At 66.3% G+C, this 13,583-nt stretch carries 11 protein-coding genes; 9 read left to right on the top strand and 2 right to left on the bottom strand.

Annotated features, from left to right (window positions below; genetic code table 11):
- Positions 1 to 41 precede the first annotated feature (41 nt).
- Positions 42 to 581, top strand: coding sequence for a lipocalin family protein (locus N0B71_RS06025; protein WP_259757836.1), 540 nt, complete (start codon positions 42 to 44; stop codon positions 579 to 581).
- Between the two features lie 236 nt (positions 582 to 817).
- Here N0B71_RS06025 and N0B71_RS06020 read toward each other — a convergent pair whose 3' ends face one another.
- Positions 818 to 2,182 carry a formimidoylglutamate deiminase gene (locus tag N0B71_RS06020; protein WP_259757834.1) on the bottom strand — a complete coding sequence of 455 codons (1,365 nt, stop codon included), beginning with the start codon at positions 2,180 to 2,182 and terminating at the stop codon, positions 818 to 820.
- Between the two features lie 233 nt (positions 2,183 to 2,415).
- Here N0B71_RS06020 and hutC point away from each other — a divergent pair, with 233 nt between their 5' ends.
- Both hutC and N0B71_RS06010 read left to right on the top strand, forming a co-directional pair.
- Positions 2,416 to 3,126: a histidine utilization repressor gene (gene hutC / locus N0B71_RS06015; RefSeq protein WP_259759485.1), complete on the top strand. Its 711-nt coding sequence runs from the start codon at positions 2,416 to 2,418 to the stop codon at positions 3,124 to 3,126.
- The gene (locus N0B71_RS06010; RefSeq protein ID WP_259757832.1) at positions 3,123 to 3,713 is read left to right on the top strand and encodes a HutD/Ves family protein; all 591 of its coding nucleotides are present in this window, start codon (positions 3,123 to 3,125) and stop codon (positions 3,711 to 3,713) included. Before hutC ends, N0B71_RS06010 begins: the two co-directional genes overlap by 4 nt.
- A 489-nt stretch (positions 3,714 to 4,202) precedes the next feature.
- On the opposite strand, the gene hutH is transcribed toward N0B71_RS06010, so the two are convergent.
- A complete protein-coding gene (gene hutH, locus N0B71_RS06005) occupies positions 4,203 to 5,732 on the bottom strand; it encodes a histidine ammonia-lyase (protein ID WP_259757830.1) in 1,530 nt (509 codons plus the stop codon).
- A gap of 233 nt (positions 5,733 to 5,965) precedes the next feature.
- On the opposite strand from hutH, the gene N0B71_RS06000 reads away from it, so the two are divergent.
- From N0B71_RS06000 to N0B71_RS05975, 6 genes are all read left to right on the top strand, one after another.
- A complete protein-coding gene (locus N0B71_RS06000) occupies positions 5,966 to 6,979 on the top strand; it encodes an ABC transporter substrate-binding protein (RefSeq protein WP_259757829.1) in 1,014 nt (337 codons plus the stop codon).
- A gap of 459 nt (positions 6,980 to 7,438) precedes the next feature.
- Positions 7,439 to 9,106, top strand: coding sequence for a urocanate hydratase (gene hutU / locus N0B71_RS05995; protein WP_259757828.1), 1,668 nt, complete (start codon positions 7,439 to 7,441; stop codon positions 9,104 to 9,106).
- Positions 9,107 to 9,224: 118 nt separating this feature from the next.
- Positions 9,225 to 10,637 (top strand): purine-cytosine permease family protein, encoded by a 1,413-nt coding sequence (locus N0B71_RS05990; protein WP_259757827.1) that lies wholly within the window; start codon positions 9,225 to 9,227, stop codon positions 10,635 to 10,637.
- A 143-nt stretch (positions 10,638 to 10,780) separates the two neighbouring features.
- Entirely contained in the window at positions 10,781 to 11,689 is a 909-nt protein-coding gene (locus N0B71_RS05985) for an ABC transporter substrate-binding protein (RefSeq protein WP_442964666.1), read from the top strand.
- A gap of 207 nt (positions 11,690 to 11,896) precedes the next feature.
- Positions 11,897 to 12,751 carry an ABC transporter permease gene (locus N0B71_RS05980; protein ID WP_045215843.1) on the top strand — a complete coding sequence of 285 codons (855 nt, stop codon included), beginning with the start codon at positions 11,897 to 11,899 and terminating at the stop codon, positions 12,749 to 12,751.
- On the top strand, positions 12,748 to 13,563 hold the full coding sequence (locus tag N0B71_RS05975; protein ID WP_259757823.1) for a quaternary amine ABC transporter ATP-binding protein: 816 nt from the start codon (positions 12,748 to 12,750) through the stop codon (positions 13,561 to 13,563). Before N0B71_RS05980 ends, N0B71_RS05975 begins: the two co-directional genes overlap by 4 nt.
- Positions 13,564 to 13,583 lie beyond the last annotated feature (20 nt).

Genomic DNA, 13,583 nt, shown 5'->3' with positions numbered 1-13,583 from the left:
AGCGAATGCGTCGACTCATCCCTCGATCCATCTCTCGATCCATGAGCTGGCTGGTCTGCCTCGGGGTTCTTGGCGGTTGCGCGGGGTCTGCCCAGCAACCGCCGCAGACCGTGCAGGTCGACCTCAAGCGGTACGAGGGGACCTGGTACGAGCTGGCGCGCAAGCCGATGTTCTTCCAGCGCCAGTGCGCGCAATCCGAAGCCCGCTACCGCCTGCAGGAAGACAGCAGCATCGCGGTGACCAACCGCTGCCTGACCAAAGACGGCGAATGGGACCAGGCCACTGGCCGCGCCGAAGCGCAGGTGCCGGGCCGCACGGACAAGCTCTGGGTGCGCTTCGACAACACCTTCTCGCGGATCTTCCCGGGCCTGGCCAAGGGCGACTACTGGGTGCTCTACGTCGACGATGACTACCAGACCGCGCTGGTGGGCAACCCCAACCGCGAATACCTCTGGCTGCTCTCGCGCCAGCCCGTGGTGCCCGATGCCACCCGCCTGAAATTGCTCGAGCTGGCCCACGAACGCGGCTACCAGACCGACGACCTGATCTGGCGGTCTGGGAAGACGACGACCGCGCCCTGACGAAAAAACGCCCCGAGGGGCGTTTTTTTCATGGGGGCATGTTTCGAGTGCTTTTCGTAGGAGCGAGCTTGCTCGCGAACCGCATAGCTCCGTGTCGTGCAGGTTCGCGAGCAAGCTCGCTCCTACAGGGAGAGGCCAGACGTAGGATGGGTGGAGCGCAGCGATACCCATGCTGTCGGCGCTGGGCTATCGATGGGTATCGCTGCGCTCCACGCCTTCCTACAAAGGCGTTCGGGTCAGCCCAGTAGTTCGTGGAGAACGCCAGCGAACTCGCGGGCGCTCTGTTCTTCCAGCGCATGCCGGCCGCCGCGCACGCGCCAGCGCCCGGCCACCATCACATCGCGCACCTGGCGATCGCCGCCGGCGAACAGCCAGCGGTTGAGGATGGCGTCGGCGCGGGCGGTCTGCAGGTACGGGTCGCCGCCATCGAGCACCAGCAGGTCGGCGCGCTTGCCCACCGCGAGCTCGCCACTGGGTTGGCCAAGGGCCTGGGCGCCGCCGCTCAGTGCAGCGTCGAACAGGGTGCGGCCGACCATCGGCTGGTCCTGGCCGTATAGGCGGTTGCGGCGCTGGTCGCGCAGGCGCTGGCCGTACTCCAGCCAGCGCAGTTCCTCGACCACGCTGAGCGACACGTGGCTATCGGAGCCGATGCCGAAACGGCCGTGCTGGGCGAGATAGTCCACGGCGGGGAAGATGCCGTCGCCCAGGTTCGCCTCGGTGGTCAGGCAGAGGCCGGCCACCGCGCCGCTGCGGGCCATGGCGGTGACTTCATCGGGCTCGGCATGCGTGGCGTGGACCAGGCACCAGCGCTCGTCCACCGCGACGTTCTCGTACAGCCATTGCAGCGGGCGGCGGCCACTCCAGGCCAGGCAGTCGTCCACCTCCTTCTGCTGTTCGGCGATGTGGATGTGCACCGGGCAGCCGCTGCCATCGGCGGCCAGCACTTCGGCGATCTGCTGCGGCGTCACGGCGCGCAGGGAGTGGAAGCACAGGCCGAGGCTCTGCTGCGGCTGGGTCGCCAGGTGCTGGCGCAGGCCGTCGATCAGTTTCAGGTAGTTGCCGGTGCTGTTGATGAAGCGGCGCTGGCCGTCGCTGGGCGCCTGGCCGCCGAAGCCGGCGTGGGAGTAGAGCACCGGCAGCAGGGTCAGGCCGATGCCGGCCTCCGAGGCCGCCTGGCTCACGCGCAGGGCCAGCTCTGCGGGGTTGGCGTAGGGCTTGCCGTCGACGTCGTGGTGCACGTAGTGGAATTCCGCGACGCCGGTGTAGCCGGCCTTGAGCATCTCGATGTACAGCTGGCGGGCGATGACGCCGACCTGCTCGGGCGACAGACGCCCGACCAGGCGATACATCAGGTCGCGCCAGGTCCAGAAGCTGTCGTTGGGGTTGCCGGCGACTTCCGCCAGCCCCGCCATGGCACGCTGGAAGGCGTGCGAATGCAGGTTCGGCATGCCGGCCAGCAGCGGCCCGGCAACGCGCTCGGCGCCCTCCGCGCTGGCGTCCGGGGTGATCGCGGTGAACAGGCCGTCGGCATCGATCTCGAAGCGGACATTGCGCGCCCAGCCGGAGGGCAGCAGGGCGGATTCGGCGAACAGGACGGACATGCGCAGAGGCCTCGCGGGTTTCTTGGAATTTGTATATACATATACAGACGTTTGCCGAGCCCGTAAACTGCAAGGCACCCGGCGGTCGTCAGAGGACTTGTATGCACCGGTCGATTCCGGTACATGCCGGAGTCAGATTGGTCGCTTCGCACCGTCGCCACGACAAGGAGTTTCCCGTGCCCGCATCGCCCACGCCAACCCAGCCCGCCGAGGGTTCGTCGCTCGCCGCGCAGATGGGGGAAATTCCCGCGCCGCTGTACGCCCGCGTCAAGCAGCTGATCGTCCAGCAGATCCAGTCCGGTACCTGGCCGCCGCACCATCGCGTGCCGTCCGAAGCGGAGCTGGTGGATGAACTGGGCGTCAGCCGCATGACCATCAACCGCGCCCTGCGCGAGCTGACCGCCGACGGCCTGCTGGTGCGCATGCAGGGCGTGGGCACCTTCGTCGCCGAGCCCAAGGGCCAGTCGGCGCTGTTCCAGGTGCAGAACATCGCCGAGGAAATCACCGCCCGCGGGCACAAGCATCATCTGGTAGTGATCAGCCTGCTGGAGGAACTGGCCAGTGCCGAACGCGCCCTGGCGCTGGACGTGCGCGAAGGCCAGCGCATCTTCCACTCGGTGATCGTGCACTACGAGAACGATATCCCGGTGCAGATCGAAGACCGCTACGTGAATGCGGCCGTGGCGCCGGATTACCTGAAGCAGGATTTCACCGGGCAGACGCCGTTCGCCTACCTCACCCAGGTTGCTCCGTTGAGCGAGGGCGAGCACGTGGTCGAGGCGGTGCTGCCCACCCCCGAGGAATGCAAGCTGCTGTCCGTCGACCGTCACGAGCCGTGCCTGCTGATTCGCCGGCGCACCTGGTCGGGGCGCAACACCGTCACCAGCGCGCGCCTGTTGTATCCGGGCTCGCGCTACCGCCTGGAAGGACGTTTCAGCTCATGACCGATGTAACGCTGCTGCGCGCCGCCGACTACCCGGCGATGCCCTGGAAGAACGGCGCGGGCACCACCCGCGAGATCGTCCGCGACGCCGGCGATGGCCTGGAAGGCTTCGGCTGGCGGGTGTCCATCGCCGATGTCGGCGCACCGGGGCCGTTCTCCGCGTTCACCGGCTACCAGCGCGTGATCAGCGTGCTGGAAGGCGAGGGCATGCGCCTGAACGTGGAGGGCGCCGATTCCCGGGACCTGCGCGCACTCGACGCCTTCGCCTTCGATGGCGCCAGTGTGGTGGAGTGCACCTTGCTGGGCGGCGCGATCCGCGACTTCAACCTGATCTATTCGCCCGCTCGCTACCGGGCGCGGCTGCAATGGCTGGCGCTGGAGGGTGCCGCGCACTTCTTCAGCAGCGCATCGACGGTGCTGCTGTTCAGCGCGGGCGAGGGCATCCATGTGGGATGGGGCGGTGACGCCCGTGGGGTGCTGGGGCTGCATGACACGCTGATCGCCGAAGGCGACGGCGCGCTGCGCGAGTGGCGGCTGACGGTGAAGGGTAGGGCGGACATCTGCGTGATCGAGCTTGAGCCACGCTGAATAGAAAAGGGCGCCTTCGGGGCGCCCTTTTCGTTTGTGTGAAAAGCGCCTTGCAGGCGCTGTTTGGCTGCTTTGATTCAGGCGTTCCAGCGCCGCTTCGGCGCACGCGCGAATTCCGTGTTTCGCCCCCTCGGGCGACCTTCTTTGGCAAACGCCCCAAAGAAGGCAAAGGTCTTGCCCCGGACATCCGGTTTTTCGCTTATGCGAAAAATTCCCTCGTTGAAGCGAAGTTTCAGGGGCACGCCGCGAAGGGCCATCCCTGGCCCATCGCTGCTCTCGCGGCATCCATGCCGCTCAACCCCTAAAACTCCGCTTCAACGAGGCCTCCTGAACGGGGCCGTTCGGAGTGCTTGGACATTTCTCTGGAAGTCTTCACAGTCAAAGCCGGGGAGATGGCTCTTCGTAGGAGCGAGCTTGCTCGCGAACCGCCTTGCGCCGAACTCCCCTGGTAGGAGCGGGCCATGCCCGCGATGGCGTAAAACGCCACCGTCACTCGTACAACCGCGAATACTCGATCCACCGGCTCATCACCCCTTCCTCCACCCAGGCCCGCGCGGCGGCGATGTCCGGGGCGAAGTAGCGGTCCTGCGCGTAATGGGGCACCTGGCTGCGGATCAGCGTGCGCACCTCCTGCAGCTGCGGGGAGCTTTGCAAGGGCGCGTGGAAGTCCACGCCTTGCGCTGCGGCGAGCAGTTCGATGGCGACCACGCCGGCACTGTTGCCGGCCATGTCCAGCAGGCGACGGGCGGCGAAGGTGGCCATGGAGACGTGGTCCTCCTGGTTGGCCGAGGTCGGCAGGCTGTCCACCGAGGCCGGGTGCGCCAGGGTCTTGTTCTCCGAGGCCAGTGCCGCCGAGGTGACCTGGGCGATCATGAAGCCGGAGTTCAGCCCGCCTTCCTTCACCAGGAAGGCCGGCAGCCCGGACATCGCCGGGTCCACCAACTGGGCGATGCGCCGCTCGGACAGCGCGCCGATCTCCGAGATCGCCAGCGCCAGCACATCGGACGCCATGGCCACCGGCTCGGCGTGGAAGTTACCGCCTGACAGCACGTCGCCGTCAGCGCTGAATACCAGCGGGTTGTCGGAAACGGCATTGGCCTCCCGCAGGAAAACGCCTGCGGCGAAGCGCAGGTGATCCAGGCAGGCGCCCATCACCTGGGGCTGGCAGCGCAGGGAGTACGGGTCCTGCACGCGCTTGCAGTCGATGTGCGACTGGTTGATCGGGCTGTCGTGCAGCAACTCGCGGTACAGCGCGGCGACCGCGATCTGCCCCGGTTGGCCGCGCACCGCCTGGATGCGCGCATCGAAGGGCACGAACGAGCCTTTCAGCGCTTCCACCGTCAGGCTGCCGGCGACCACCGCCGAGACGAACAACTTCTCCGCCGCGAACAGTCCGCGCAGGGCCAGGGCGGTGGACACCTGGGTGCCGTTGATCAGCGCCAGGCCTTCCTTGGGCCCCAGCACCAGCGGCTCGGCGCCGGCGATGGCGAGGCCTTCGCTGGCGTCGAGGATGCGCCCCTGATGCCGCACCTGGCCGACGCCCAGCAGGGTCGAGAACAGGTGCGCCAGCGGCGCGAGGTCGCCGGAGGCGCCCACCGAACCCTGGGACGGGATGCAGGGATAGACCCGCGCCTGGTAGAGCTTGAGCAGCGTCTCGATCACCGGCAGGCCGACGCCGGAGAAGCCGCGTGCCAGGGAGCCGATCTTCAGCGCCATGATCAGCGCCACGCTCGCGTCGTCCAGCAGCGGCCCGGTGCCGGTGCAATGGGAGAGGATCAGGTTGCGCTGCAGGGTGGCGAGTTGGTCTTCGGCAATGGAGGTGCGCGCCAGCAGGCCGAATCCGGTGTTGATGCCGTAGACCGTGCGCTGGTCGGCGATGATCTGGCTGACCGTCTGCGCGCTGCGCAGGATGGCCTCGCGGCATTCATCCGCCAGGCGCAGGGCGGGTTGGTGCTGGTAGATGGCGCGCAGCTGGTCGAGGTCGAACTCGCCGGGCGTCAGGAGCAGGGTGTCGGACATGGGGGCATCCTGGGTCGGGGAAAGTGTTACCGTGGATCGGTCCTGTATATACAGGTATAGCAATCGCTGTGCCATGGCGCGACGGGGCCGGAACCCTGGCGATTCGCCGGTGCGTAGGGCCGCTCTGTAGGCAGTGAATGTCACCGCCGGTGGCATTTCCAGTCCGATGGTCGTGGGCAAATCGCTGATACGCGGCTACACCCAATGGGACACCAACGCGTCCGGAGACGCCCATGTCCACCCCCCGTTGCCTGTTCGCGCTGCTGCTGGCCTTTGGCCTGTGCGCGCAGACCTTCGCCGCCTGTCCCTATCCGAAACCCGTGGTGTTCGCCGGGCTGAACTGGGAGAGCGGCATGTTCACCACTGAGGTGCTGCGTTTCATCCTGGAGAAGGGCTACGGCTGCCAGACCGACGCGCTGCCGGGTAACACCGTGACCATGGAGAACGCGCTGAAGCAGAACGACGTCCAGGTCACCGGCGAGCAGTGGGCCGGGCGCAGCAACGTCTGGCAGCAGGCGGAGCAGGCCGGCCAGGTGTTCTCCGTCGGCGAGACGGTGAAGGGCGCCAGCGAAGGCTGGTGGGTGCCGGACTATGTGGTCCACGGCGATGCCAAGCGCGGCATCAAGGCCGCCGCGCCGGGGCTGAAATCCGTCAGCGACCTGCCCAGGTACAAGGCGCTGTTCAAGGATGACGAGGAGCCGGACAAGGGCCGTTTCTACAACTGCCCCACCGGCTGGACGTGCGAGATCGTCAATACGCAGAAGCTCACGGCCTATGGGCTGGAGAGCAGCTACGTGAACTTCCGCACCGGCGCCGGCCCTGCGCTGGATGCGGCCATCAGCTCGGCCATCGCCCAGGGGCGGCCGGTGCTGTTCTATTACTGGGCGCCGACGCCATTGCTGGGCCGTTTCAAGCTGGTGCAACTGGAGGAGCCGCCGTTCGACGAGGCGGCGTGGAAGACCCTCACCGACCCCAACGACCCGCACCCGAAGGGCTCGCGCTCGCTGCCGGCGAAGATCAGCATCGGCGTGTCCCGCGACTTCCACGACAAGGCGCCGGCGCTGGTGCAGGTGTTCGAGAAGGTCGAGCTGCCGCTGCCGCTGTTCAACGCGCTGCTGGCGGACATGGCCGAGCACCACCGGGATGTGGCGGACGTGCGGGCGAAGTTCTTCCGCGAGCATCGGGAGCTGTGGTCGAAGTGGGTGACGGCGGAGGCGGCAACGCGGATCGATGCGGCGTTGAAATAGCACGGCGGGAAGCGGTTCGCGAGCAAGCTCGCTCCTACAGGTAAGCACCGGTGCGCTCTTCGTAGGAGCGAGCTTGCTCGCGAACGACGCCGCTGCGGGCTTCAATTTTCGCACTCGGCATCAGCTTGTCTATACAACCTGTGTCCCTTGGTAGCGAGCGGTGTTACCGAACGCAACGAAACGGTGCAGCGAAGCTTTCTTCTGGTGCAATTGTCTGAAGGAAGGAAATGTCCTTCAGCCATTCCCGAACCTCGTCGTTCAATTTTTATTTCTTTTAAATCAACAACTTGATTTTTCTGTCCAACTGCCCGGCACCGTCCCCAGGCAAGGTTGGCCCTCGCTTTGCTTATACTTGTACATACAAGCATAGACATGATGGTTTCGAGTCCTTCGAAACTGTCGAACGAACCGCCAAGCCCTCACCGGCTTAAACGATCCGAGCAAGCGAAGGAGCCTTCCGTGACCAAATTCCGCGACGTCGAAATCCGTGCCCCGCGCGGCACCCAATTGAACGCCAAGAGCTGGCTGACCGAAGCGCCGCTGCGCATGCTGATGAACAACCTCGACCCGGAAGTCGCCGAGAACCCGAAGGAGTTGGTGGTGTATGGCGGCATCGGTCGCGCTGCGCGCAACTGGGAGTGCTACGACAAGATCGTCGAGACCCTGAAGGCACTGAATGAAGACGAGACCCTGCTGGTGCAGTCCGGCAAGCCGGTCGGCGTCTTCAAGACCCACGCCAACGCCCCGCGCGTGCTGATCGCCAACTCCAACCTGGTGCCGCACTGGGCCAACTGGGAGCACTTCAACGAACTGGATGCCAAGGGCCTGGCCATGTACGGCCAGATGACCGCCGGCTCCTGGATCTACATCGGCAGCCAGGGCATCGTCCAGGGCACCTACGAAACCTTCGTCGAGGCCGGCCGCCAGCACTATGACGGCAACCTCAAGGGCCGCTGGGTCCTCACCGCCGGCCTGGGCGGCATGGGTGGCGCCCAGCCGCTGGCCGCGACCCTGGCCGGCGCCTGCTCGCTGAACATCGAGTGCCAGCAGAGCCGCATCGACTTCCGCCTCGCCAGCCGCTACGTCGACGAGCAGGCCAAGGACCTCGACGACGCCCTGGCGCGCATCGCGAAGTACACCGCCGAAGGCAAGGCCATCTCCATCGCCCTGCTGGGCAACGCCGCGGAAATCCTCCCGGAACTGCTCAAGCGCGGTGTGCGTCCGGACATGGTCACCGACCAGACCTCCGCCCACGACCCGCTCAACGGCTACCTGCCGGCCGGCTGGACCTGGGAACAGTACCGTGACCGCGCGCAGACCGAGCCGGCCGCCGTGGTGAAGGCCGCCAAGCAGTCCATGGCCGTGCACGTCAACGCCATGCTGGAGTTCCAGAAGCAGGGCATCCCGACCTTCGACTACGGCAACAACATCCGCCAGATGGCCAAAGAAGAGGGCGTGGCCAACGCCTTCGACTTCCCCGGTTTCGTCCCGGCCTATATCCGCCCGCTGTTCTGCCGTGGCGTCGGTCCGTTCCGCTGGGCTGCGCTGTCGGGCGACGCCGAGGACATCTACAAGACCGACGCCAAGGTGAAGGAACTGATCCCCGATGACGCCCACCTGCACCGCTGGCTGGACATGGCCAAGGAGCGCATCAGCTTCCAGGGCCTGCCGGCGCGCATCTGCTGGGTCGGCCTGGGCCAGCGCGCCAAGCTGGGCCTGGCGTTCAACGAGATGGTGCGCAGCGGCGAGCTGAAGGCACCGATCGTGATCGGCCGCGACCACCTGGATTCCGGCTCGGTGTCCAGCCCGAACCGCGAGACCGAAGCCATGCAGGACGGCTCCGACGCCGTGTCCGACTGGCCGCTGCTCAACGCCCTGCTGAACACCGCCAGCGGCGCCACCTGGGTCTCGCTGCACCATGGCGGCGGCGTGGGCATGGGCTTCTCCCAGCACTCGGGCATGGTGATCGTTTGCGACGGCACCGACGAAGCGGCGGCGCGTATCGCCCGTGTGCTGACCAACGACCCAGGCACCGGCGTGATGCGCCATGCCGATGCCGGCTACCAGATCGCCATCGATTGCGCGAAGGAGCAGGGCCTGAACCTGCCGATGATCACCGGCAAGTAACGCAGTAGCAGAAACGCAGGACCAGGGAGAGGGCCGCCGCACGGCGTGGTGCGGCGGCCCGGTCCGTCAAGCAGCAGTACATCGACAGAAAAGAATTCCCTTCGGGAGAACAATAACGATGTCCCAGGCCAGTGATAGCTCCAAACCCCTGATCGAAGTCCGTTCGATCAACTACATCCCCGAGGCCGAGCGCCACGGCAAGCTCTACAGCCAGTTCACCCTGTGGCTGGGCGCCAACCTGCAGATCACCGCCATCGTCACCGGCGCCCTGGCCGTGGTGCTGGGCGGCGACGTGTTCTGGTCGCTGATCGGCCTGCTCATCGGCCAACTGCTCGGTGGCGGCGTGATGGCGCTGCACGCGGCGCAAGGGCCTAAGCTCGGCCTGCCGCAGATGATTTCCAGCCGCGTGCAGTTCGGCGTCTACGGCGCGGCGATCCCGATCGTGCTGGTGTGCCTGATGTACCTGGGCTTCACCGCCACCGGCACGGTGCTGTCCGGCCAGGCGCTGGGCCAGCTGTTCGGCGTCAGCGACAGCGTCGGCATCCTGATGTTCGCCAGCGTGATCGTGCTGGTGACCGTGCTCGGCTACCGGGTGATCCACGTCATCGGCCGCATCGCCAGCGTCATCGGGGTGATCGCCTTCGTCTACCTGTTCAGCCGGCTGATGAGCCAGAGCGACGTCGGCGCGCTGCTGCAGATCCGCCACTTCAGCTGGAGCAGCTTCCTGCTCGCGGTGTCCCTGGCGGCGTCCTGGCAGATCGCCTTCGGGCCCTACGTGGCCGACTACTCGCGCTACCTGCCCAGCAGCACCTCCTCGCTGAAGACCTTCCTCGCCGTGGGCGCCGGCTCGGTGATCGGCGCACAGGTGGCGATGATCTTCGGCGTGTTCGCCGCCGCCGGCGCCAACGGCCAGTTCGCCGGCCATGAAGTGGCCTACATCGTCGGCCTGAGCGGCAGTGGCGCGGTCGCCGCGCTGCTGTACTTCAGCATCGCCTTCGGCAAGATCACCATCTCGACGCTGAACTCCTACGGCAGCTTCATGTGCATCGCCACGGTGATCAGCGGCTTCCGCGGTCACCTGGAAGTGAGCCGCCTGCAGCGCCTGGTGTTCGTCCTGCTGATCGTCGGCGCCGCGACCCTGATCGCGCTGCTCGGCCAGCATTCGTTCCTCGGCGCGTTCAAGTCCTTCATCCTCTTCCTGCTGGCCTTCTTCACCCCGTGGAGTGCGGTCAATCTGGTGGACTACTACTGCATCACCCGCGAGCACTACGACGTGCCGGCGCTGGCCGACCCGGAGGGCCGCTACGGCCGCTGGAACCTCCCCGGCATCAGCGTCTACGTGATCGGCGTGCTGGTGCAGCTGCCGTTCATTTCCACCAAGTTCTACACCGGCCCGCTGGTGGACGCCCTGGGCGGCGTGGATATCTCCTGGATCATCGGCCTGGTGGTCCCGGCCGTTCTCTACTACCTGGTCGCCCGCCGCGTCACGCGGGCAGTACCGGACCGGCTGATCCTGCCGGCCCGCACCTGAACAGACCCGGCCGGCCGCGCGGCCACAAGCAGGCGCGGCCCTTGCACTGCCCCAACCTCATTCACGTTTAGGAGCATCAGATGAACAACACCAAGAAGACGCTGCTGGGCCTGTTCCTTTCCGCCGGTCTGCTGGGCGGCACCATGGCGTCGGCGCAGGCCGCCGGCTGGTGCGAAAGCGGCAAGCCGGTGAAATTCGCCGGTCTGAACTGGGAGAGCGGCATGCTGCTCACCGACCTCATGCAAATCATCCTGAAGAACGGCTACGGCTGCGACACCGACAGCCTGCCGGGCAACTCCATCACCATGGAGCAGGCGCTGGCGAACAACGACATCCAGATATTCAGCGAAGAGTGGGTCGGCCGCAGCGACGCCTGGAACAAGGCCGCCGCCGCCAACAAGGTGGTCGGCGTGGGTGCGCCCATCGTCGGCGCCACCGAGGGCTGGTACGTGCCGCGCTTCGTGATCGAGGGCGACAAGGCGCGCAACATCGAAGCCAAGGCGCCGAAGCTCAAGTCCGTCACCGACCTCGGCCAGTACGCCGAACTGTTCCGTGACCCGGAAGAGCCGGGCAAGGGCCGCTTCTACAACTGCCCGGCCGGCTGGACCTGCGAGCTGGAAAACTCCGAGATGCTCAAGAAGTACGGTCTGGAGGACAAGTACACCAACTTCCGCCCCGGCACCGGCCCGGCCCTGGATGCCGCCGTGCTGTCGAGCTACAAGCGCAAGGAGCCTATTCTCTTCTATTACTGGTCGCCGACGCCGCTGATGGGCCAGGCCGACCTGGTGAAGCTGGATGAGCCGGGTGTGAACAAGGATGTGAAGATCCAGGTCGGCCTGTCCAAGGCCTTCCACGACCAGGCCCCGGAGCTGGTGGCCGTGCTGGAGAAGGTCAACCTGCCGATCGACCTGCTGAACCAGAACCTGGCGAAGATGGCCAAGGAAAAGCTCACCTCCGAGCAACTGGCCAAGGCCTTCCTCAAGGAGCACCCGGAGGTGTGGACCACCTGGGTCAGCGAGGACGCTGCGAAGAAGGTCCAGGCCGCGCTCTGAGCGCCTGATCCCTGATCGTCGCGAGCGACGGCCAGGCAAGGCGAGAGACGGTGAGGACGCGGAGTTTACCCGTAGTAAATGAGCAGTCCGAGCCGGCTTTCAACGCCGCCTGGCCGAGCGCAGCAGATCAGGGACAGGTGCTCAAGCCGCCGAATCCGGAGGGAGCCCGCTCCTTCCGGTGATGCCCACTCCTGACGAGTACGTACCATGTTTCCCGAACGCTTCACTTTCTCCATCGCCGACTGGGTCAACGGTTGGGTCGATGCCCTGGTTACCAACTACGGCGACGTGTTCCGCCACATCTCCGACACCCTGCTGTGGGCCATCGTCAACCTGGAGAGTGTGCTGCGAGCCACGCCCTGGTGGCTGATGCTGGCCATCGTCGCCGGCATCGCCTGGCACGCCACCCGGCGCATCCTGCCGACCGTGGTGATCGTCGGGCTGCTGTTCCTGGTGGGCGCCGTTGGCCTGTGGGACAAGCTGATGCAGACCCTCGCGCTGATGATGGTGGCGACCATCATCTCGGTGCTGATCGGCATCCCGCTGGGCATCGTCGCCGCGCGCAGCGACCGCTTCCGCGCCGTGCTGCTGCCGATGCTGGACATCATGCAGACCATGCCCAGCTTCGTGTACCTGATCCCGGTGCTGATGCTGTTCGGCCTGGGCAAGGTGCCGGCGATCTTCGCCACCGTGATCTACGCCGCGCCGCCGCTGATCCGCCTGACCGACTTAGGGATTCGCCAGGTCGACCGCGAGGTGATGGAAGCCATCACCGCCTTCGGCGCCAATCGCCGCCAGCAACTGTTCGGCGTGCAGCTGCCGCTGGCGCTGCCGAGCATCATGGCCGGCATCAACCAGACCACCATGATGGCCCTGTCGATGGTGGTCATCGCCTCGATGATCGGCGCCCGTGGCCTGGGCGAGGACGTGCTGGTGGGCATCCAGACCCTCAACGTCGGCAAGGGCCTGGAAGCGGGCCTGGCCATCGTCATCCTCGCCGTGGTCATCGACCGCATCACCCAGGCTTACGGCCGCTCGCGCCACCATGAGGCCAGCAAATGAGCAAGATCCAGGTCAAGAACGTCTACAAGATCTTCGGCGCCAAGGCCGACACCGCCCTGGCGATGATCCGCCAGGGCAAGAGCAAGGCCGAGGTGCTCGCCGCCACCGACTGCGTGGTCGGCGTCAACGACCTCTCGCTGTCCATCGAGGCCGGGGAAATCTTCGTCATCATGGGCTTGTCCGGTTCCGGCAAGTCGACCCTGGTGCGCCACTTCAACCGCCTGATCGACCCCACCAGCGGGCAGATCCTGGTGGATGGCGAGGACGTCCTCGCCTACGACGCCGCCGCGCTGGAGAACTTCCGCCGGCGCAAGATCAGCATGGTGTTCCAGAGCTTCGGCCTGCTGCCGCACAAGAGCGTGCTCGACAACGTCGCCTACGGCCTGAAGATCCGCGGCGAGAGCAAGGCGCTGTGCCAGGAGCGCGCGCTGCACTGGATCGCCACCGTGGGCCTGAAGGGCTACGAGAAGTCCTATCCGCACCAGCTCTCCGGCGGCATGCGCCAGCGCGTCGGCCTGGCCCGCGCACTGGCGGCGGACACCGACATCATCCTCATGGACGAAGCCTTCAGCGCCCTCGACCCGCTGATCCGCGCGGACATGCAGGATCAACTGCTGGAGCTGCAGAAGACCCTGCACAAGACCATCGTCTTCATCACCCACGACCTCGATGAAGCCGTGCGCATCGGCAACCGCATCGCCATCCTCAAGGACGGCCAGCTGATCCAGGTGGGCGCGCCCACCGACATCCTGCACAAGCCCGCCGACGAGTACGTCGACCGCTTCGTCCAGCGCCGCGTCGCCGCGCTGTAACACCATTCGCCGGCGGGGAA

Origin of the sequence: Pseudomonas sp. GCEP-101 (genome assembly GCF_025133575.1) — a bacterium.
In the GTDB taxonomy this organism is placed as follows: Bacteria; Pseudomonadota; Gammaproteobacteria; order Pseudomonadales; family Pseudomonadaceae; genus Pseudomonas; species Pseudomonas nitroreducens_B.
This window is presented reverse-complemented; position numbering and strand designations above follow the sequence as displayed.